General features: G+C 54.4%; 16 protein-coding genes. 11 read left to right on the top strand and 5 right to left on the bottom strand.

Annotated elements, in window-relative coordinates:
* The first annotated feature begins 33 nt into the window (after positions 1-33).
* Positions 34-1917 (top strand): thioredoxin domain-containing protein, encoded by a 1884-nt coding sequence (locus DTL42_RS07400; RefSeq protein WP_114368083.1) that lies wholly within the window; start codon positions 34-36, stop codon positions 1915-1917.
* Entirely contained in the window at positions 1914-2795 is an 882-nt protein-coding gene (locus DTL42_RS07405) for a hypothetical protein (RefSeq protein ID WP_147274193.1), read from the top strand. Before DTL42_RS07400 ends, DTL42_RS07405 begins: the two co-directional genes overlap by 4 nt.
* Before the next feature lie 110 nt (positions 2796-2905).
* On the opposite strand, the gene DTL42_RS07410 is transcribed toward DTL42_RS07405, so the two are convergent.
* The gene (locus DTL42_RS07410) at positions 2906-3637 is read right to left on the bottom strand and encodes a hypothetical protein (RefSeq protein ID WP_114368085.1); all 732 of its coding nucleotides are present in this window, start codon (positions 3635-3637) and stop codon (positions 2906-2908) included.
* A 17-nt stretch (positions 3638-3654) separates the two neighbouring features.
* Positions 3655-4401, bottom strand: a complete 747-nt coding sequence (locus DTL42_RS07415) for a hypothetical protein (protein ID WP_147274194.1) — start codon at positions 4399-4401, stop codon at positions 3655-3657.
* Positions 4402-4748: 347 nt separating this feature from the next.
* Here DTL42_RS07415 and DTL42_RS07420 point away from each other — a divergent pair, with 347 nt between their 5' ends.
* Positions 4749-7274 carry a prolyl oligopeptidase family serine peptidase gene (locus DTL42_RS07420; protein WP_114368087.1) on the top strand — a complete coding sequence of 842 codons (2526 nt, stop codon included), beginning with the start codon at positions 4749-4751 and terminating at the stop codon, positions 7272-7274.
* An 11-nt stretch (positions 7275-7285) separates the two neighbouring features.
* Here DTL42_RS07420 and DTL42_RS07425 read toward each other — a convergent pair whose 3' ends face one another.
* Positions 7286-7999 (bottom strand): hypothetical protein, encoded by a 714-nt coding sequence (locus DTL42_RS07425; protein ID WP_147274195.1) that lies wholly within the window; start codon positions 7997-7999, stop codon positions 7286-7288.
* 281 nt (positions 8000-8280) lie between these two features.
* On the opposite strand from DTL42_RS07425, the gene DTL42_RS07430 reads away from it, so the two are divergent.
* The 8 genes from DTL42_RS07430 (at position 8281) to DTL42_RS07465 (ending at position 18901) form a co-directional block, all read left to right on the top strand.
* Positions 8281-9024, top strand: coding sequence for an ABC transporter ATP-binding protein (locus tag DTL42_RS07430; protein WP_114368089.1), 744 nt, complete (start codon positions 8281-8283; stop codon positions 9022-9024).
* Positions 9025-9029: 5 nt separating this feature from the next.
* Positions 9030-11399, top strand: coding sequence for an ABC transporter permease (locus DTL42_RS07435; protein WP_158545275.1), 2370 nt, complete (start codon positions 9030-9032; stop codon positions 11397-11399).
* Between the two features lie 43 nt (positions 11400-11442).
* Positions 11443-12822, top strand: a complete 1380-nt coding sequence (locus tag DTL42_RS07440) for an efflux RND transporter periplasmic adaptor subunit (protein WP_114368091.1) — start codon at positions 11443-11445, stop codon at positions 12820-12822.
* Between the two features lie 427 nt (positions 12823-13249).
* On the top strand, positions 13250-14398 hold the full coding sequence (locus DTL42_RS07445; RefSeq protein WP_114368092.1) for a GNAT family N-acetyltransferase: 1149 nt from the start codon (positions 13250-13252) through the stop codon (positions 14396-14398).
* 144 nt (positions 14399-14542) lie between these two features.
* Positions 14543-14764 (top strand): translation initiation factor IF-1, encoded by a 222-nt coding sequence (gene infA / locus DTL42_RS07450; protein WP_105331308.1) that lies wholly within the window; start codon positions 14543-14545, stop codon positions 14762-14764.
* Between the two features lie 490 nt (positions 14765-15254).
* Positions 15255-16952, top strand: coding sequence for a hypothetical protein (locus tag DTL42_RS07455; protein WP_114368093.1), 1698 nt, complete (start codon positions 15255-15257; stop codon positions 16950-16952).
* Positions 16953-17100: 148 nt separating this feature from the next.
* Complete coding sequence (gene lysA / locus DTL42_RS07460; RefSeq protein ID WP_114368486.1) at positions 17101-18363, top strand: diaminopimelate decarboxylase; 1263 nt, start codon at positions 17101-17103, stop codon at positions 18361-18363.
* A gap of 28 nt (positions 18364-18391) precedes the next feature.
* On the top strand, positions 18392-18901 hold the full coding sequence (locus DTL42_RS07465; RefSeq protein ID WP_114368094.1) for a class IV adenylate cyclase: 510 nt from the start codon (positions 18392-18394) through the stop codon (positions 18899-18901).
* A 108-nt stretch (positions 18902-19009) separates the two neighbouring features.
* Here the strand turns inward: DTL42_RS07465 and DTL42_RS07470 are convergent, their stop codons facing one another.
* Both DTL42_RS07470 and DTL42_RS07475 read right to left on the bottom strand, forming a co-directional pair.
* Positions 19010-19894, bottom strand: coding sequence for a LysR family transcriptional regulator (locus DTL42_RS07470; RefSeq protein WP_114368095.1), 885 nt, complete (start codon positions 19892-19894; stop codon positions 19010-19012).
* A gap of 226 nt (positions 19895-20120) precedes the next feature.
* Positions 20121-22115 carry an adenylate/guanylate cyclase domain-containing protein gene (locus tag DTL42_RS07475; RefSeq protein ID WP_114368096.1) on the bottom strand — a complete coding sequence of 665 codons (1995 nt, stop codon included), beginning with the start codon at positions 22113-22115 and terminating at the stop codon, positions 20121-20123.
* Positions 22116-22147 lie beyond the last annotated feature (32 nt).

The raw sequence follows: 22147 nt of genomic DNA on the forward strand, positions 1-22147 counted from the left end.
CCGTTCCGGCATCCCACCTCAAGGCCAACTCTCATGAAGATATTCGCTTGCCTGGCTCCTTTCTTGGCGCTAATCGCGGCCGTTTCTATCCATGCCGAAGAGGCCCCCACCAAGAACCGTTTGCGGCTGGAGACCAGTGCCTATTTGCAGATGCACGCCGAGAACCCGGTCGATTGGTACCCGTGGGGAGAAGATGCCCTGGCCAGGGCGAAGAAGGAGAACAAGCCGATCTTTGTCTCGATTGGTTACGCCAGTTGCCACTGGTGCCACGTGATGGAGAAAGAGAGCTTTTCCGATCCGAAGATCGCCGCTTTCCTGAACGAGCATTTCGTCTGCGTGAAAGTCGATCGGGAAGAACGCCCCGATGTCGATGCGGTTTACATGCTGGCCGTCCAGGTCATGTCGCGCAGCGGAGGTTGGCCGCTGAATGTCTTTCTGACGCCTGATGGCAAACCGTTCTTCGGTACGACCTATCTTCCGCCGGAAGATCGCGAAGTGGAGTTGCCTGACAACCAAGGCGTCGGCCTGGTTCCTGGCTTTTTGACGCTGGCCAAACGAATTGCCCAGGTTTGGCAAACGGAGCCGCAACAATTGCACGACGCCGGCGATTCGATCACCCGTGCCCTGAAGCAGGTGATGGGACGTCCCCTGCTTCCGCCAGCTTTGGCCGAGAAGGATTCGATTTTGCGAACCTTCGACGAACAATTGGAAGACGAGTTCGATGCCCGCTTCGGTGGGTTCGACTTCGACGAGAACAATCCCAACATTGCCAAGTTCCCGCAGCCTTCGTACCTGACGTACCTCGCGCGGCGGCAAGCGTGGGGCGATGCTGCGGCTGGCAACATGCTGAAGCTAACCTTGGAAAAGATGGCCGCTGGAGGTATTCACGATCAAGTCGCTGGCGGCTTCCATCGTTACAGCACCGACCGGCATTGGCAGATCCCCCACTTCGAGAAGATGCTGTACGACAACGCCCAGTTGTTGCCGATTTATGCGGCCGCTTCCGTGTCGCTGGACGAACCAAAGTTCGCCGCCGTGGCCCGCGATGTGGCCGATTTCGTCCTGGCTGAAATGACCGGGCCGGAAGGCCAGTTCTATAGCGCGCTCGATGCCGACTCGGACGGCGAAGAAGGGGCCTACTATCGTTTCACGCCGGAAGAGTTGCAGAAAGAATTGACCGCCGACCAGCTTCGCTTGGCAGAACAAGCATTCGGAATGAGCGGCCAGCCCAACTTCGACGACAAGTATTACGTGCCGCAGTTCCATGGGGCGCCGGAAGCGGACAAGTTGGCACAGTTGAAAGCTTCGCTCTTGGCTATCCGGAAGCAGCGTAATCGGCCGTTTCTCGATCAGAAGGTCATCACCAGTTGGAACGGGCTCATGATCACCGGCCTGGCTAGGGCAGGGGAGACGTTGCACGAACCACGCTACACGGCTGCCGCCGCGAAGGCCGCCGACCATTTGCTGAAGACGGCCCGCACGAAGGAAGGTCGCCTGCTTCGCACGCCGGATACCAAGGCCGAACATCCCAGCGCGTACCTCGACGACTACGCGATGCTGATTGAAGGGCTGCTGGCCTTGCACCAAGCCACCGGCGAGCAGCGTTGGCTTGACGAAGCGGTAGCACTGCAAGCCATCCAAGAGCAGCACTTCGGCGACGAAGCTGGCGGCTACTTCTTCACGCCTGACGACAACTCGAACTTGATCGTGCGGGGTAAATTGTTTTCCGACAGCGCCTTACCGTCAGGCAACGCGGTCGCGGTCGGCAACTTAAAAACCTTCGCCAAGCTGGTTCCCGCCGAAGCGGAGAAGTATAACACTTTGGCCGAGAAAACAATCGAGGCGAGCGCTCAGCTATTGAACACGCACCCCAACAGCACCGCCCGCATGGCGGCAGAGTTGGTTCGACCTGAATGAACATGCACGAGACCAACCCGTATGTTTCCCCCCAGCACGAAGAAGAAGCTGCGGCAGCGGCGTTTGATCCGACGCGACCCAAACCGTGGTCGGTGCTGAGTTTGCTTTCTACCTTGCTTGTCGGAGCCGTGGTTTGTTCGTCAGTGGGGCTGACGATTTACAAGTGGGCGCATGCCTCAGGGGCGCCGCAGCCGGGGGACGAAGCGGACTTGGTGATCTTGGTGACGCTGCAAGGGTTTGTGCTGGCGTACTGGGTCGCGGCAGGCAGCGGGCATATTGTGGTGCGGTCGGTCTTGGGGACGCTGCTGTTTGCTGGGCTGTACGGCGAATTAGTGCTGGTTGCCTATGATCCGGTCTTTCCGTTCATCCCGCTTTGCCTGGGCGCGCTGACTATGACGGCCCTGGTCGATACCCTTTTGCTGGCGATTAGCTCTCGGCGATCCGTACGGAACGTGTTCGCTTCGTGCATGAAATTTATCATTCCGGTCGTGTTCTCGCTTGGTTTGATCTACTGGCTGCGGTGGTTCTACCCGAACAGTTGGCTAGTTCGTTCTCGTGCGCTCAGTTTGGAAATGACCGTCCCGGTAGCCGTAATGTTGGGAAACTGCGTCGCAGCCGGAGGCATTTTCCTGCTGACCGCCAAGCATCGTCTGGCGTGGCTGGGATGGTGGATCGGAGGCGTAACGTTGCTGGTCGTGCCGGTGATCGGCGCGATCATGGAAATGAATGTCGAAGGGGCGTTTTCCATCAAATTAGAATCGATCCTGTTGCTGCTGCTGTTAGAATTCGTTTCTCTGCTTGGTATCTACGTCACCCACCGCACTCTGCGGAGCTACGGCGGGGCGCTGGTGACGGTGCCTACCACAGATGACGACTAGCAGACTATCCTGATTGGACAGGGACCGATTGGGGGTCGTCGTCTTCATCAGCATGCCCACGAAGACGTGAACTTGGCACCGCTCAGACCGAGTTTGGCAAAGCACTAGTTTCAACCAAAAAATGTTTTGCCAATCACGCGGATCGCTTCCGGCAGAAACCACGCCCCCATGGCCAAAATGCCGATCCAATGGACCGCATCACGGTGACGACCATTTTGCCAACCATCAAGGATGCTCAGCACGATCAGATACGCCAATCCCAACGGGTAATTCCAGGGAAACCATCGCAGCAAGAGGCTCAGACCAGGAAAAGTAGAATCAAAGGCCGTCCAGATCTGGGCATAAATGATCATCCCTAAGAAGACCGTAAACCGAAATAACATTATCCACCAGTACCGCGGTCGAACCGGTAGCAGCAACCCCACGCCAAGCAGGGCGATCCATGCAGTGATTGTCAGGCACCCGCTGACCACGAAATAGATCTGAAACTCTCCGAACGGCGCCGGCGTTTGAAAACAGTAATAGTGGTAATCCCACGCGACGTTCAATAAATGCCACGGGGCAAGCACTCCGATCAGACATAACAGCCAATGCCCTGGTTGCCACGTGCTGAACATCGCCTCCTTGGGTTGTCGAGAGAATCGATAGAAGGCAAACAACCCTGTTCCCAAGCACAGTGCTTTGATCATTTGTGCAGCCCACAAGGCGAAATGAATTTCACTCGGTTCAAGCCACGGGGTACTGAATCGTTCCGCTCCGATCATCAACCCACAAAGGAAAGTCCACACGAAGAGATCACGCAACGATAGTGTTAGCTGGCCCTGGGCAGCGTGCTCTTCCACAAGCAGTTCCTCCCCGTTCAAAAAGCAAACAGTCTCAGCCGGACCAACAACGTCAGCGTGAAATACAAAAACGTCATCACGCAGCCGACCCAGTGCAGCCAATCGCGCGTGGTAGGTGTCGTCAGGCGATCCCAAATCGTTAGGCCAATCAACAAGAGAACTCTCAAGCTAGTCCCGACCTGCCCCGCCAGATCCGCCGATCTCATCGTAAATGACAAACGGAGATGTGGCGGAAGGGACGGGGTACTCGCCATCGAATGCATGGCATAGAACAAAAATAAGAACGCTACCATTTCCAAAAACGGGGAAAGGAGCAAGATTCGCCATGGCCACCTTACCGGCAAGATCAATCCAGCCGCCAGAAACAACAGGTGACGCAGGGCGACAACAAGAAACAGATAGCTCATGGTCGTCAGCACGTCTTCCGTGACCGTATCGAACGATACGAAGAGCCAGCTTTGCAAACGCCGGTCGATAACCAGCAACACGAACAATATTCCTAGCAGGCATAACAACCAGTGCCCCGGTTGAAAGTCGATGGGGACCTTTCGCCACCACCGCCAGGCAAAGTACCAGCACGCCCACATGCCGGTGGCTTGCGTAAGCGAAGTTGTTAATGCAATGAAGGTGGACAACGATAGTGAACTGGACGAATTGCCGAGACGATTCAGCCACAACACCACGGCAATCGCGGCGGTTGCAGCGAAAAGATCTAAGAGCGACAGCTGAATGGGTGTTTTTACTTGCGGTTCAATTTCTCTCAACAGAAAAATCCCTTCCAACTAAGCTTGGTAAATCGCAAACAACACCAGATCCGAGCCCTCACAACACGCAGACCGCCGCCGCCAGGGTTGTCCACACGAACAAATCGAGCAGGGAAAGCCTGGGCGGAGCGCTATTGCTTGAGTGGATTTTTTCCATCGGCGACTTCTCAGCGCGAAAAAAAGTTATCTCAGCATGACGGAAATTTGTGCTATTTTCCACTTTTCCTTGCAGAAATAAACCAACCTCCAGAAGTTGTCCGTTTCAGAGACGCGAAAGCGATTGCTCCGCGAAAAATCGCTTTTAAGATGGAAATGCCCCCAATTTAATCTTTATCGGCGATTTCGAAATGATGTCATTTTTCCGCACCGTTTTACTTGGCCTTTGTTCGTTTTGTTTGGTCTCGCCCCTGCTGGCGCAAGGGACGGCCGAAGATTATCAGCGAATGGAACAAGTTGCCCGCGCTGCTCAAGGCAAAGTCTTTCGCGACAACGTCGTCCCGCACTGGTTCGGCGAGAACGACTTCTTCTGGTATCGCGTGAACAGTGGCCCGCAGCAACACGAGTTCGTGTTGGTCGATGCCGCCGCTGGCAAACGGGAACCGGCCTTCGATCATGCCCAACTGGCCCAGCAGCTTGCCGAGGAACTCGGGCGACCAATCACCGCTGAGACGTTACCCTTCCAGGCGATTTCCTTTTCCGACGACCTGCAATTGGTAACGTTCCGTGTCGGCGATCAGGCTTATCAATATCAGCGTACTGCAAACAAGCTGAGCAAACTGGAAGGGGGTGCGTCTGTTCTCACCAACGATCAGATCGGTCGGAGGCCTTACCCTTCGCTCGATAAAGGGGGCGAAGTAAAGCTGGTAATTCAAAACAATTCGCCGGAAACGATCCGCGTGTTTTGGGTCAACCGCGATGGCCGGCCTCAGCACTACGAAGACCTAGAAGCGAACGACGATTTCCAACAGCGCACGTTCGTCGGGCACGTCTGGCTCGTCTTGAATCAGCGCGGCCAGGCGATGGCATTGTACGAAGCGAGCGACGGCGAAAATCATGTAAAGATCGACGGCAAAACGGTATGGGACCTGCCCCGTCGAGGCCGCGGTCGGGGTAATTTCGGCGGACCACGCCGCATCACTCGAACTTCGCTAGATGGAACGTGGACCGCTTCCATCAAAGACCACAACCTGGTCGTTAAGAATACCAAAACCGACGAAACCACTCGTTTGACCGAAGACGGTACCAGCGATAAGTACATGAACGATCGATTCTATTGGTCGCCTGACTCGCGATACTTGATCGCCATGCAAGTCACCCCAGGGGACGACCGGCATATCTATATGGTCGAGTCTTCGCCGAAAGATCAACTGCAACCCAAACTGCACGAACACAGCTACGCCAAGCCAGGAGACAAGCTCGATATCGATCGTCCCCGTCTGTTCGATATGGAAAAGGGGGAAGAGATCCCGGTTGATAGCAGCTTGTTCGAGAACCCTTGGGATCTTTCCCGTTTGCACTGGACCGCTGATAGTGGCGAGTTCCGCTTTCTGTTCAATCAGCGCGGGCACCAAGTAATGCGGCTGCTGGCCATCCAGCCTGATGGCACCGTGCGGACGCTAATCGACGAAGTGAGTCCGACGTTCATCGACTACACCAACAAAGTTTACCTGGACGAACTGGAAGAAAGCGACGAACTGGTTTGGATGTCGGAACGAAGCGGTTGGAATCACCTTTACCTGATTGATGCCGAGACCGCGGAAGTGAAGAACCCGATCACCAGTGGCGAATGGGTAGTGCGGGAAGTAGAACAAATCGATCCTGAGAAACGCCAGATCTGGTTCACCGCCGGTGGGATTGTACCGGGGCAAGATCCTTACTACATCCATCATTGCCGCGTAAATTTCGATGGTAGCGACTTGACGGTACTTACCGAAGGAGACGGTACGCACAGAATCGACTATTCGCCTGATCATCGCTACTTGATCGATAAGTACTCGCGCGTCGACCTGCCGCCAGTCCACACATTACGAAAGGTGGAAGATGGTTCGCTGGTTTGCGAATTGGAGCAGGCCGATCAATCCGCCCTGCTGGAAACCGGCTGGAAACCGACCGAGCGTTTCACCGCCAAGGCCCGCGATGGGAAGACCGACATTTACGGTGTGATTTACTTCCCCACCAATTACGACCCGGCCAAGAAGTATCCGGTGATCGAATACATCTATGCCGGACCGCACGGGGCGTTTGTGCCGAAGCAGTTCTCGCCGCGCAGCCAATGCCGCGAAATGGCCGAGCTTGGTTTCATCGTGGTGCAGATGGATGGTATGGGAACCAATTTCCGCAGCAAGGCGTTTCAAGATGTCTGCTGGCAGAACCTGGCCGATAGTGGCTTCCCTGATCGTATCTTATGGATGCAAGCTGCGGCTGAGAAGTTCCCCAGTATGGACCTCGACAAGGTCGGCATCTATGGTGGTTCGGCTGGCGGGCAAAGCGCGCTGGGGGCGATGCTTTCGCACGGTGATTTCTACGACGCAGCCGTCGCCGATTGCGGCTGTCACGACAACCGGATGGACAAAATCTGGTGGAACGAACAGTGGATGGGGTGGCCAATCGGCAAGCATTACGAAGAACAATCGAACGTCACCAACGCTCATAAGCTGCAAGGTGATTTGTTTTTGATCGTCGGCGAGCTCGATACCAACGTCGACCCAGCCAGCACCATGCAGGTGGTGAATGCCCTGGTCAAGGCCAACAAAGATTTCGACCTGCTGGTGGTCCCGGGCGCCGGTCACGGAATCGGCAGTGGCAGCTACGGCATGCGGCGGACGCGTGATTTCTTCGTGCGTAAGTTGCACGGAGTGGAACCACGACGGTAAAGTATTGCCTGTTATTGGATGCCGAGCAGCAAGACGACGGCCGCCAGGTACGGATAAAGCATCAAAAGGCTCCACGCCGCAACGCCGGCCCAGTGCATCCAATCGCGAGGCTGTTCGTTCATCACGCCGTCCCACAGAGCTAGAATCAAAATCGGCAAGGGGCTGATCGTGGAGATTATGCCGTAACCCCATATCACAACCGTGTAGGTTGTACTTCCCGAGGGAATTAGTAGCGGCTGGAAGATCGCAAAGTAAAGCTCCAACACCAGCGATAACGAACGGGTGATTGCTTCGGGAAAAAGCGCCAAAGTCCACACATGCCGCATGGGAGCAAAGAAGATTACGCCCCAGATCGCCAGCACTGCGGCCAATAAAAACACGTAAGGAAAGCTCTGCTGAATCAGTAGACCAACGGGATTGGGATAAGGATCGATTCGCCAAAAAATCTCGAGCACAAGCTTCGATAAAATCGGCGACAATCCAACGCACCCAACCAAGCACAACAGCCAATGCCCTGGCTGCCAGGGGATGTTTCGTCCTTGCTTCCACCACCAAATGCGCAGGCCCAAACCACTCAGCCCGGCGCTCCAAATGACCAATTTAATTCCCACCAGGCTGTCCCAAGCCAAATCTTCAGAGCGGGAATTTCCTTGACGCCAGAACTCGATTAGCACCGCACAAATGGCCACCCACACCAGCAGCATTCGCAGCGTGAACGGGGGCATGCCAGAATCGTCTGTGGTTGCTGCAATATCGTCTGCGTTTGGCTGGTCAGGGTTCAAGGGTCGGCTCTCATTTATCAGGCGGGCAGGGGATACAAGCTCTTCAAATTAACCATTCGCTAATTCCCCCTGGAAATTTAGGCACCTGTCGAATGTTTACCCAGAATTCGACTATCCTAGAACCTATACTCGTAGATTATCTCTCTCGAAAGTAAAACTTCACCGTTCGTTTTACGCATCCGTTAGGTTATAACAACTCCGTTTCCCCAGCCCCACATGGTGGAATGAACGAAGAGGAACCAGCCGACGAAAACGACTTATCCCCCAACGCCGTGCTGAAGGTACGCGATGTCAATCGCACGTTCACCATGGGGGAAGTCGAAGTCGAGGTCTTGCGAGATCTTTCGTTCGATATTTACGACGGCGAAGTCTTGGCGATGGTCGGGCCGAGTGGTTCGGGCAAGTCGACGATCTTAAACCTGATCGGCGGGCTCGATCAGCCAACCGCCGGGCAGATTCTGTTTGAAGGGACCGATCTGGCGAAGGTTTCTGCCAGCCAGCTGACGCGATACCGCCGCCAGCACGTCGGGTTCGTGTTTCAGTTCTATAACCTTGTGCCCAACTTAACGGCGCTCGAAAACGTGCTGGCCGCTGCCCAGTTGGCCAGTAAGCCGCTCGATGCTGAAGAGATGCTGGCCAAGGTGGGTCTGGCCGAGCGGATGCACCATTTCCCTGCGCAGCTTTCCGGTGGCGAACAACAACGCGTGGCAATTGCGCGGGCCGTAGTGAAAAACCCGAAGCTACTGCTCTGCGACGAACCAACCGGAGCGCTCGACTTCACCACCGGAATTAGCGCGCTCGAACTGCTGCTGCAGTTTAATCGTGACTTGGGGACGACCATCTTAATCATCACCCACAACACCGCCTTGGCCGATGTGGCGCATCGCGTGATTCACTTGCGTAGCGGCGAGATTGTCAACGTGCAAGTGAATGCTCAGCCCAAGCCGCCAGCGGAGATTGTCTGGTGAGCATCTTGAATCGCAAACTTCTCCGCGACTTGATTGCAGCCCGAGGTCTGTTGATTGCCATCATCAGTATCATGATGCTCGGTACCGGCTTGCTGGTTGGCATGCAGTCGACCTTCACCAACATGCAAGCCGCCAAAGACCGTTACTATCGCCAGTGTCGTATGGCCGATTTTTGGATTGATTTGAAGAAGGCACCGCTGGCCGAATTAGAGGTTCTACAAGACATACCAGGCATTCGTAACTGGCGCGATCGCATTCAATTTCCCGTTACCGTCGATATCGAACAACGCATCCGCCCTTTAAACGGCACCGTGATCTCGCTGCCCGATCAGCGGCAGCCGGTGACGAATGATATTGTCTTGATCCGAGGAGATTATTTCTCAGACCGGGGCGAGCCAGAGGTGATTGTCAACGACAAGTTCGCCGAGGCCAATCGCCTGCATCCAGGGCAGAAGATTCATTTGCTGCTGAACAACCGCCGCGAAGAGTTTCTGATCGTGGGGACGGCCATCAGTGCCGAGTTTACCTACCTGATCGGTCCTGGCAGCTTAACGCCAGACCCCGAGAACTTCGGCGTCTTCTATTTGCCTCGTCGGCAGATGGAAGAACTGTTCGACTTTGAAGGAGCCGCCAATCAGGTCGTTGGGCACTTTACGCCTGGGATTGGCAACGACCGTCAGGCCGTACTCGACTTGGCCGAACGGCGGTTGGAATCGTCTGGCTTCATCAGCGCGACCTTGCTGAAGGACTTCACCTCGAACTATTTCGTCAGCAACGAGATCGACCAACTAAGCAACATGGCAACCGTTCTGCCAGGCATGTTTCTGGCGGTAGCGGCTGCCATTTTAAACGTGCTAATGACCCGTTTGGCCCGACAACAGAGGACCACCATCGGCACGCTGAAAGCAATCGGCTACAGCGATGCTACGATCTTCTGGCACTTCCTGAAGTTTGGAGCGGTAGTGGGTTTGATCGCGGGGATGCTTGCGAGCGGGATCGGTACGCTGCTGACTTGGATGATGCTGGCTCAATATCAACAGTTCTTTCAATTTCCCGACTTGCGAAACGGATTCTTTCTGCAAACGCATTTGATCGGTTGGAGCGTTAGTATCGTGTGCGCGGTGCTCGGCAGTCTGTATGGAGCCCGGCAGATGCTTCTCTTGCAGCCAGCCGAAGCAATGCGTCCAGAACCGCCAGCCAAAGGAGGACGGGTCCTGGTAGAAAGGATCACGCTAATTTGGAATCAGCTATCGCCCGGTTGGCGGGTGACGATTCGTTCGATGATTCGGCAACGTTCCCGCACAACAATTGCGTTATTCGCAGGCACCGTGGGGGCCGGCATCTTGGTCAGCGGTTTGATGATGATGGAAGCGACGGAGTACTTCATCCGCGACGAATTCGAACGCCGCAATCGCAGCGACATCGAGTTGACCTTCAAAGACGCCCTCGACCGCCAGGCCTGGTACGACCTTTCGCACCTGCCGGGGGTCGACTTGGTGGAACCGCAGTTCAATCTCGCGTGTGATTTCGTGAACGGCCCTTACAAGCGCCAAGGGGCGATCAACGGCATCTTGCCTGACGCGCAATTGACCGTACCGACCGACGAAGCCAAACGGCGGATTGCGATTCCCAGTGTCGGCTTGGTGATGGAGCGCCGCCTGGCCGACCACTTGCAGCTACGCGTGGGAGACATCGTCGAAATACGCCCAAAGTCAGGTCGCCGCAATCCGCTGCACGTTCCTGTGGCGGCGATCAGCGATAGCCAGTTTGGTTTGAATGTTTACGCCGACATGGAGTATCTCTGCCGCATTCGGGATGAGTCGTTCGCGATGAGCGGCGCACAGCTCAAGATCAATCAAGCCGACCACGCCCAGCGCGAACTCTACCTGAGCTTGAAACAGATGCCGGCGATGGAAGCGATTAACTCTCGCTTGGAACTGATTAAGAACATGCGAGATACGATCATCGAAAATCAAAACATCTCGATCGGAATCATCGTGGTGTTCGCCGGAACGATATTCTTTGGCAACGTGCTCAATGCGTCGTTGGTGAATCTTTCCGAGCGGCAACGAGAAGTCGCCACAATGGGAGCGATGGGCTATACCCGCTGGGAGATCGGGTTGCTTTTCTTACGAGAAAGCCTCGTGATCAACACCATCGGTGCGGTGCTGGGGATTCCGGTAGGATACTTCTTGATTCACTTAATGGTTCAGATGGTCGATCAAGACTTGATTCGTTTTCCTGTGGTCACGGCGTCTTGGATCTGGATTTCCGTCTTTGCGACCGCCTTATCGTTCACGCTGTTGGCTCACGCCGTGGTCCAATGGCAAATCTATCGCATGAATTGGCTCGATTCGTTGAAGGTTCGTGAGTAGCACGGCACTACCGCCATACCACGCATCGTGGGAAAATATCGCCATGTACAAAACCATTGCCATCGTCGTCGCGGTTGTCATCGTGGGTGGATTGCTCTACCTCGCCACACGAGACCGAGGGCCTCAAGTGGAGGTGGTGACCGCCGCCGAGTTGCCGATTCAAGAGTATATCGACGAACAAGGTAAGACACGGCTTCCTCGTATTTATAAGATCTCGATGCCTTTCGCAGCACGGGTTGGCGAGATCACGTTAGAAGAAGGAGACCACGTTCAAGCGGGCCAAGTGGTCGCCGAGATCGTGCAGGAAGACGTACAAGCCGAGTACGCCGAAGCCCAAGCAGCCGTCCAGCGGCTAACGGCCTCGATTCGAGAAACGGCGGACAAATCGGTTGAAACCACCACCAAACAGCAAGCAGAGTACTTCGTTCAATCGATGATCAATACGGTGGAATCGGCCAAAACGCAAATGACGGCCAGCCGGTCTCGCTTCGAATATGCCACCACGTATCTAGAGCGGGTGCGGAAGTTGATCCCGCAAGGCGCCAAGACCGAAGACGACCTCGACCGGGCCCAACTGCAGAAGGTCGAAAACGAAACGGAATATCAAACCGACGCGCTCACCTATCAAGCGATCTTGTCAATTGATGCCGCAACCAAACTTCTGCCCAGCATGGTGAGCCAGTTTATCGATCGTAAAGACTTATCTGTTGCCGTGCTCCAACAAGAGAAAGCGGAAGCGGAAGCCCGTCTGCGCACGGCAGAGCTACGCTTGGCCCGCTCGAAAATGACCAGCCCGGTCGCTGGGATCGTGTTGCACAAAGAGTTGACCAGCGAACAACAAGCGGCTGCCGGAACGCTGTTGTTAGAGATCGGGCAAATGGATCAGTTGGAAGTCGAAGCAGAAATCCTTAGCCAAGACGCCACCCGCATCCGGCCTGGCAATCGGGGCGAAATTTTTGGCCCTTCGCTCGGCAAGCAAGCCGGGGCAGGGGTGCCACTAACGGTCGATCGTGTTTACCCAGCTGGCTTCACCAAAGTTAGCTCGCTAGGTGTCGAGCAGCAGCGAGTGCTTGTTATTCTGCGATTCGACTCGAACCAGATACGACAAATTTTGGAAGAACATGGCCTGGGCGTTGAATACCGAGTGCAAGTTCGGATTTATACGGAAGAGAAACCTCAAGCGTTGGTGATCCCTCGCTCAGCCATTTTTCGAGACATGAACGGCAACTGGCAAGCTTATGTTGAATTGGGCGGGCGGCTGGAGAAGAGAACCTTAAAACTTGGCTTGATGAACGATTTGCAAGTCGAAGTTTTAGACGGAATCGAGTCAGGCGAGCATGTTCTGGTCTCGCCAGAGTCGTCCCTTTCCGCTGGCGAAACGGTCTCGCCGGTGCTTCGATCGGAGAATAGGCGAGTCCAATAAAAAAACCCCACAGACGGGGCAGTGCCTGTGGGGCCCGATGCCTGTCATGCGAACATGACCGGCTTCATTTTGATTTACTCTGATTTAATCGGGGAAATACCGAAATAGCAACTAGTTGGGACAACATCTCAACTAGTTTACCGGCTTCACTCAGCAATTAAAAAGAACGTTAGAATATGGTCTTTATTGGCCAATGGTATACCCAACACGAAATTTTCTTTGCTTTTTCACAGAAATATAACCAAACACGAGGATTGCAACTCTCGTGACAAAGGGACAAATTTTGTCAGGTGGGTGGGGGTAGGAAATGGGCCGATATTGTTGTCGAATGTAGCGCAACACAAAGTTCCAAAATCGGGCACCGCCTGAAAAATCATCTATTACAACATGGAGGATTGCTAGCAACCTCCAGAAGAAGTGGAGACGGATGTCCTCGATTAGCATTGAACCAGTCGTTAACAAACGCCAACAAAAAGAGTTTATTGATCTCGCTTGGGCCCTCTACCGCGAAGATCCTCTCTGGATTCCTCCTTTGCGGCAAAATATTAGCGAGCTAGTCAATTTTTCTGCTCATCCGTTCTATGCTCGTAACAAGGTGCAATGCTTCCTCGCACGCCGCGAAGGCAAAGTTGTAGGTCGGATCGCGGCCATCTTAAACGTGGGGCACAACGAACGATACAACGAGAAACGTGGCTTTTGGGGGTTCTTTGAATCGATTGACGATACCGAGGTCAGCGGGGCTCTGTTCGATGCCGTGAAATCTTGGTTTGCCGAGCAAGGCATCTACAAGATGCGCGGACCCACCAACCCTTCGCTAAATCACGAAATAGGGACTCTTGTCGAAGGGTTTGATACCTCGCCTGCTTTCATGATGACCTATAACCCGCCCTACTACGAGAAATTGATCGTCGATTACGGCTACGAAAAAACCCAGGACCTTTACGCTTTCTGGGGACATCTGAACATGCTGGAAGGTTTAGATCCGAAGCTCAAGTTTATCGTCGACGAAGCTAAGCAGCGGTTTAATCTCAAGCTCCGTCGAATGGATCGGCGACGTTTCAAAGAAGACGTCTACACATTCCTCGACATCTATAACCGCTCGCTCGTGGGAACATGGGGCTTTGTCCCGATCGATAAGGCGGAAGTCGATAAGATGGCCGCCGACCTGAAACATCTGCTGGTTCCTGAAATAACATCGGTGTGCGAAGTCGACGGTCAGGTAATTGGCTCGATGTTCGGCATGTTGGACTACAACCCACGTATTAAGCAGATCGACGGTCGCCTGTTTCCTTTCGGTTTTTTCCGTCTGCTGTGGAACAAGAAAGCGATCAAGAACATGCGGCTCATTTCGACCAATGTGGTCCCTGAGTATCAACGCTGGGGAATTGGGTTGGTGATTTTAGAGCGGCTCGTTCCAGATTTAAGAGCTTGGGGCGTCGAAGAAGTCGAGTTCTCGTGGGTTCTGGAAAGCAACCATCTCTCGCGAGCTTCGCTCGAACGGGGCGGGGCCAAGAAGTCGAAAACTTACCGTATCTACGACTACGCACCGGCTGAACGAGAAGCACTTACCCCCTAAAAGAAAGAGCTTTTCTTCTCCTTAGGTCGCTTCTTCGGCATGCAATCTGCGTTTGCGTTTGGGTAGGTTATCGATATACTAATGCTGGCATGATTATGAATGCCCCCAATTACTGTCTACTAAGTTGAAATCCTTAGGAGTGTTATGTCTAAGAAAGAAGAGGCCCTCGAAGTCGAAGGCACAGTTACCCAAGCCCTAGCCAATACGCGTTTCCGCGTGCAGTTGGACGTTGGCCCGACGGTCATGGCGCATGTGGCTGGCAAGATGCGTAAGCACTTTATTCGTATTGTTCCTGGCGACCGCGTCCGGGTGGAATTGTCCCCTTATGACATGACCAAGGGACGAATTGTCTTCCGAGAGCGCTAAAGCTGGCGCCGCGAGATTCCTTCTACTCTCTCGCCTGTCCCAATCGCAGGAAGCTGACTAAGCCCATCATGCGCGTCAGCCAACACGGGGACTAAGTAAGTAAGATATCTGATACTGCGCGCTCAGTTCGTTCGCGCATGGCCCATGCCTGATCGTTTTTTCGTCCCATAACACCGATTTTTCGGTCGGGGAACCGGGGCGATTACCTAATGTTTCCAAGTTTCGAGCCGGTTTTTCCCCAGTGCGTCTGAAACTTATGTGTTGATCTAGGAGTAGGCTTGGTATTGAGGTGCGCGCCGTTAGGGTGCTTCACATCATTGTTAGCTTGCTGATTGACCCTGGCCTACCGGGCGCCTTGGCTTCAATGGGGCCTCGGTCTGCGGTACATTTTAGAAATGGTCCCCCAATCGGGCAGCCAACCGTCAGGTATAGTTCCTAGTTGGATGGGGTCACCAATCCAAGAATCAAAACCTCTCAGGAGACGGATGCAGTGAAAACGTTGATTCAAAAAAGTCGCCTTGTATGGGGCCGACTAGCTCTCGCGAGCATGTTGCTATTGGCCATGCCGTTGGCAGCGCTTCATGCTCAAGAAGCCGAAACGAAGCCGGTAGCAGTCATATCAGTTTCGCCGATTAAGAAGATCTTAGCGGACACGCAGTACCTGGCCGACGCTGCTGGGCAAAGTGATTTCGGTCGTATGGCCGCCATCATGAGTTCTCCGTTCACCCAGGGAATCGACAAGACACGTCCTATCGGCGTTGTTGTGATGACCAATGGGCAAGAGTTCTCTCCCTTGGCGTTCATCCCGGTCACCGACATGGACTCGCTACTGCTGATCATCAAAGAGCAGTTCGGCCCGGCGCAAGACATGGGTAACGACGTGAAGATGCTTCCCACACCCATGCCTGTCTTCGTGAAGCAGTCTGGCGATTGGGCCTTTGTTGCCATGGACATGGACAAACTGTCCAATGTGCCTGCCGCCCCAGCCGACCTTTTGAAAACGCTGCCAACCGACTACGACTTCGCCGTTCAGCTTTACCCTGGCAATGTGCCGGAAATCTACCAGAGCATCATGGTTTCCCAAATGAAGGCCGGCGTCGAGCTGTCCTTGGAACAAGAGCCAGATGAAACCGATGAAGAGTTCGCCGCTCGGAAAGAGCAAATCAATGCTCAACTGAACGATATCAACCGGCTTTTCACCGAAATTTCGGATTTGACGATCGGCTGGAATGTCGACGCGAGCCAACAAGCCACTTACATCGACGTCAAATACACCGCTGTCGAAGGTAGCCAACTAGCCGAACAATTGGCGCTGAACACCAACCTGACGACCGAGTTCAGTGGTTTCAATAAGAAAGGTGCTGCGTTTAACCTGATCGGTTCGCAGAAGACCCCACCAGAGGAAGCTGAAAAGCTTGCCAAGCAAATTGACGACGCCCGCGAGCAAGCAATCCGTCAACTTGAAACCGATGGCGAATTGGAAGGTGAAGAACTGGAATCGGCCAAGAAGGTTGTCGATCTGATGATCGATACGCTAGTTCAAACCATTCGTACCGGCAGCATGGACCTGGGCATGATGGTCGACCTGGACGGTGGTAAAGCGGTTGTCCTGGCTGGCATGCACGTTGCCGATGGCAAGCGTGTTGAAGATGGCTTCAAAGAACTGATGAAGCTGTTGGAATCAGAGAAAAATGTCCCGGAAGTGAAATGGGATGCGGAGTCTTACCAAGCAGTCCGTTTCCACGTGATGGAAATCCCGATGGACGATGCTCCGCCAGAAGCCAAAGAAATCTTGGGTGCTAAGCCTACGCTTGTTGTTGGTATCGCCGATAAGAGCGTCTACTTCTCGTTTGGTAACGACTCGGTTGCCCGCTTGAAGAAAGCCATCGACGACTCGGTCGCCGGCACCGCGACTCCTCTCAACAAAATGATGGAAATGAACATTTCCCTCCTGCCAATCTTGACGTTGGCTGAGAAGCACGACAAGAAGAACGCAGCTGCCCTTAACGCCGCGGTCGAGGCCCTGTCAGCTGGCAACGATCAAATCTTGCTGAAGAGCGAAGTTAACGGCTTAGAGGCCCGCGGTCGGTTCATGATTCAAGAAGGCGTGATCAAAGCATTCGGCGCCGGAATGGCTGCTCAGAATGCAGCTCGCGACTTCGATCAGGAAGAAGCTCCTGCTTTCTAAGCCAGAAGCCTAAATTCCGCAGCAAACCATCTGGGGGGAGACCTTTTTCCAAAAAGGTCTCCCTTTTTTTGCGCCCGGTGGGCTAAATCGTGTGTCGCACTACAATAATGTTCACGTATTCTTGCCTGTTTCAACCATGGTTATCGACATGCCACAAGTCCCCACATTCTCAACTTCGCGCCAGGAGATCGCCGGCGTCAGCGTTACGCAGCTTGCCGCCGAGTTCGGCACCCCCACTTACGTTTACGACGCCGCTAAAATCATTGAACGGATCCACGATCTGTCTGCGTTCGATGTGGTTCGTTATGCCCAAAAGGCCTGCTCGAATCTGGCCGTTTTGAAACTGGTTCGGGAACATGGCGTTGTTGTGGACGCAGTTAGTGCCTGGGAAATCCGCCGTGCATTGGCTGCCGGGTTCGACAAGCATGGCGACCCGCCACCGATTGTCTACACAGCCGATATCTTCGATCGCGAAGCCCTTGAACTTTGCGTCGAACATGGCCTGCACGTCAACTGCGGCTCGCCTGATATGATTCGCCAGCTGGGCGAAATGGCCCCAGGCCGCGAGATCACCTTGCGAATCAACCCTGGCTTCGGTCACGGTCACAGCCAAAAGACCAACACCGGTGGTCAACAATCGAAGCACGGTATCTGGCACGAACAGCTCAGCAACTGCTTGATGCTGGCCGATGCCAACGGTCTGCAGATTACCGGGCTGCACATGCACATCGGCAGCGGGACCGACCTGCATCATCTTTCCCAGGTATGCGATGCCATGGAAAAAGCGGCCCTGGAAGTTGGCCGCAGCATCAAAACCATCAGCGCCGGGGGTGGCCTGCCGGTTCCGTACAACAGCGAGCAAACCTACGTCGACCTCGATAAGTACTTCGAGCTGTGGGATGCGACTCGCAAGCGTTTGGAAGAGGCGTTCGGTCATTCTCTCTCGCTTGAAATCGAACCAGGCCGTTACCTGTCGGCTGAAGCTGGATACCTCATCGCCGAGATCCGCGCTGTTAAGGAAATGGGGACCAACCTCTTCTACGTCGCCGACGCTGGGTTCAACAACCTGGCCCGACCGATCATGTATGGGGCTTATCATCCAATCTCGGTCGCCCGCAAAGATGGTCAGGCATTAGAAGCCACCAACGACGTGATCGTCGGTGGGCCGCTCTGTGAATCTGGCGACATCTTCACGCAGGAAGAAGGGGGCTTCGTTAGTGCCCGTAAGCTTCCTCCGGCCACAATTGGCGATCTGCTGGTAATCGAATGTGCCGGCGCGTACGGCTACTGCATGAGTTCCAATTACAACTCGAAACCACTGGCCGCCGAAGTGATGATCGAGGACGGCAAGGCCCGCGTTATTCGTCGCCGCCAGACGTTCGAAGGCTTCATCGCCGACGAAATGGTTTAGTAACCCTAGGCAGGAATCGATCTCTCTTATGCCCCGTAATATCGAAATCAAGGCCCGACTCCTCAGGCGATCCGACGTGGAAGATCGGATCGTCCCCTTGGCGGACTCCGGCCCGGTGGTGCTAGAGCAGGTCGATCACTTCTACCGTGTGCCGGAAGGGCGTTTAAAACTACGAGAGATCAACGGCGAACATGCCGAGTTGATCTTTTACCGCCGCCAAGATTCAGCCGGTCCGAAAACCTCCCACTATCGCCGCGTCCCCATTTCGCATCCAGAATCACTGGAGGCACTGCTGACCGATGCCCTGCAATTGATTGGCTTGGTCAAGAAAACGCGGACCCTTTACCTGATCGGGCAAACTCGCATCCATTTAGATGAAGTCGAAGACCTGGGAAGCTACCTCGAACTAGAAGTCGTGCTCGACGACGACCAGTCCGAGATCGTTGGCCAAGCGATCGCCAAGGATCTGATGGCGACGCTCGGGATATCTGAAGACGATTTGGTCGCAGGGGCGTACATCGATCACCTGGGGGCCTAAAAAGGTCAAACTGTCCACTTCTGGCTTGCGCAAGTTAGAGCTAAAGGCATGCTGGCGAAGACGACGGCACGGCACCTGTTTTACTCTTCCTCATCCCCAAATCGAAAGCTACGCGGTGGCATCTTCCCGCCGCAAGATCTCTAGCAAACCAGACTGCGGCGCGGTGACCGTGCGGTGGCGGTTCCAAGCGGCGCAAATCGTACGATAAGGCTGAAATTTCCGAAGCGGACGGTAGGCAATTGTTTTATCAGCAGGATCAATCGCCATCTCTGGCAGCAACGAGATCCCCAGCCCCAAACGAATCATCTCTTGAATCGTCGAGATCTGGGCGCTTTCGCAGACAACGTGCGGCTGGAACTCTTGCTGGCGGCAGAAGCCCAGGATCTGTTCTCCCAGGCAGTGGACTTCATGCAGCAGCACGAACGCCTCTTGGCGAACCTGGCTGAAAGAAACCGACGGTTTCTCGGCCAGCGGGTGGGCAGGGGGCATCGCTACCAGCAGCGATTCGCGAAACAACGGCTCGACCTCTAACCGCTGGTCTTCGATTGGCAAGGCCATGATTGCCACATCAAGCGTACCTTTTAGCAGCCGTTCTAAGAGGTGATCGGTGTAGTCTTCCACAATCGTGAGCGTGACCTGAGGCAACGCTTCGCGGAAGTGGCAGATGATTTGCGGCAAGAGAAACGGAGCAATCGTGGGTAAAGCTCCTAGCCGTAGTGAGACCGCTTCCGGCCCCTCTGGCTGTTTGAACCAGCCTTCTGCCGAATCGACTTCTTTTAATATCCGACGAGCCCGAGGCAGTAGTTCCTTCCCCGAGTCGGTCAGCACGACGCTACGCCCGAGACGATCTAACAGTCGCGTTCCCAGTTCGCGTTCCAGCTTAGCGATTTGCTGGCTAAGCGACGGCTGGGTCACGAGGCACTGCTCGGCCGCTCGGGTGAAGTTCTCGAGTTCGGCAACCGCAACGAAATACCTTAGCTGATGGATTTCCATAGGAAACACTTATCATCCAAATAGGAACAAGATATTTCCGTTATAACTCAAGCCTCGTTACCTTGAAAGCTATGGATACCCGCAAACAGGTAAACGCTGCGCCACCTCTTTAGCTCAGAGGCTTGCTTGGTGCGGACAGCCATAAAGAATGCGTTGGCCGGTATTTGTCGATGTGTGGGAACGGTGACTTTGACCCGGCCAACGCGTTTCTTTTTTGGGAACGGCTCTATTTCTGATCGAGCTTCCAGGTCGGATGATCATCGCCGGCTAAATGCGGATCTTGAAGCAAGGCCAACGCTCGGTCGCGGAGGCAACACGTGGGCCCATCGGCCCGGAGTTCATCGATATGGGAAATCTGGTCAAGCGTGTTCAGCGTATCGAGAAAATGACGCGACTCGAATTGCTGTAAAGCAAGCTCGAACTTTTGGCACAAGTGATTCCACTGGCCATCGGTTGTTGTCGCTAGTTGATGAACCCGAATCGGTTCCGGAATGTTGACGACTTGAATCGAACCAAGCTGCCGCGTTGGCATGCTGGCACGTAACGCCAAGCGAGTTGCGTCGGTAATTAAGATATTGGGCGGTTGGTAGGCGGCTCCTGTTTCCAGTTGCGCTCGTTTCGGACAGAAGTGCTTTGTGGCCCCTTGAACGCGGCTGGCAATGTTGACGGTTGGTCCCAAGGGCCCCCACATATATTTGTACTCGGTCCCTTTCTTTCCCACGACACAATCGCCGGTGTTGATTCCTATGGTCAAGCCAAAAGGAAGCAAGTGCCGTGGAATGCGATCCGACCAACTCTCGTTTAGACGCTCGAGCTTGCCAATCATGTCGACCGCCGCTTGGCAAGCCAGATCGGCATGGTTGGGCTGCGCGTCTGGGGCACCCCACATGGCGACCATTTCGTCACCGACATATTCCAGCAATACTCCGTCGTACCGAATGACACTCTCGGAGAGTTCCCCCAACACATCGCGCAGCCATTCCATGGTGCGGATCGAGCCGATTGCCGAACTGATGGTGCTGAACCCACGGATATCGCAAAAGAGAACCGAAATGTTCTCTTCCCGCGTTTCAAGCAACGTTTCGTCATACAAAATGCGATCGGCGATCCCCGGCGGAAAGAACTGGGCCAGGCAGACTTGATGTTTGGCCGCCTCTTGTTCTTGCTTCAAACGCTCGAGGCCAACCGTTAGGCAGTCGCGAATCACTTCGACAAACTTCACTTCGCAATCGATTAAGACATCGTCCCCCAGCATGCCTTGTTGCTTCGTAGCGTACAGAGCGCCCACCACAAAATCGTGCGACAAAACAGGCGTAACCACGATTCGCTGAGAAACGGTTGCTTCACCAAACGAAGGGGGCGTCGCCCAGGTTTTACGATGCGACCAAACGTATTCGAGTGCTTTGCTGTCGAAGTGGGGCTCCTCGTTGCGACCTGAGTCGTAAGCAGGCCAGGTCGCTTCGCATTGCCATTGATTGGTGGTCGGATCGAGCCCCAAGTAAGAACACGAATCGAAGTTGCCCAGGTTGCAAACCTTTTCAGCGGCTGTGATGAAAAAGTCGGGCGAACTGGCTGCTTTCTCTAGCACGGCACTGACCGCGCTTAAGATACGTTCGATGTCGGCACTCGAAGGCCCGTGCGGCGTCGCGTAGCCGTCGGTCATTCGGCTTTGACGTAGCAGCATCGCCACATCAGTCACACTTTGCGAAATGCTGGTTTGGTTATGTGTTGGCTGGGGGAATTCCTTTTCGGCAACCACTCCATTGACGCCAATTTCGATCGCAATGTTTTTCGCGACCATTAACCGAATGGGCTGACGCTTCAAGTCTTCGACAACAAACGTGCGCACTTGATGATGAGCGATGCGTCCCTCGCTGGTCGGAACGATGTCGACTTCATGCGTTCCAATATTGCCCACCCGCATATAATTTGCCTGCGGGTCGAGAGCCAGATCGAGAGACCGCCGCGAGACCTCGCGTCGCTCGTAGGGTGTGACAATCAGCTTGCGGTGGTTGGTAAAGGTGATGGTCCGAAAGGGATTTGGATCTCCCTTGGTGACATCCTGCCGCCCTATAATCAGCCGGTCCGATAGAATCAGCTCTTTGACCTCGCGGCCCAATTGATCGTCAAAGATCGTTTGCTGCTGGCCATCCAGAAAAACCCGCAGCGCAACCTGGATAGGTATCGGAGAAGCTGGTGTATTTGAAGAAGGAACTTGCATCGCGGTCGAAGCACATCGCTAAAAGTGTCAAG

Source organism: Bremerella cremea, assembly GCF_003335505.1.
GTDB classification, from domain to species: Bacteria; Planctomycetota; Planctomycetia; order Pirellulales; family Pirellulaceae; genus Bremerella; species Bremerella cremea_A.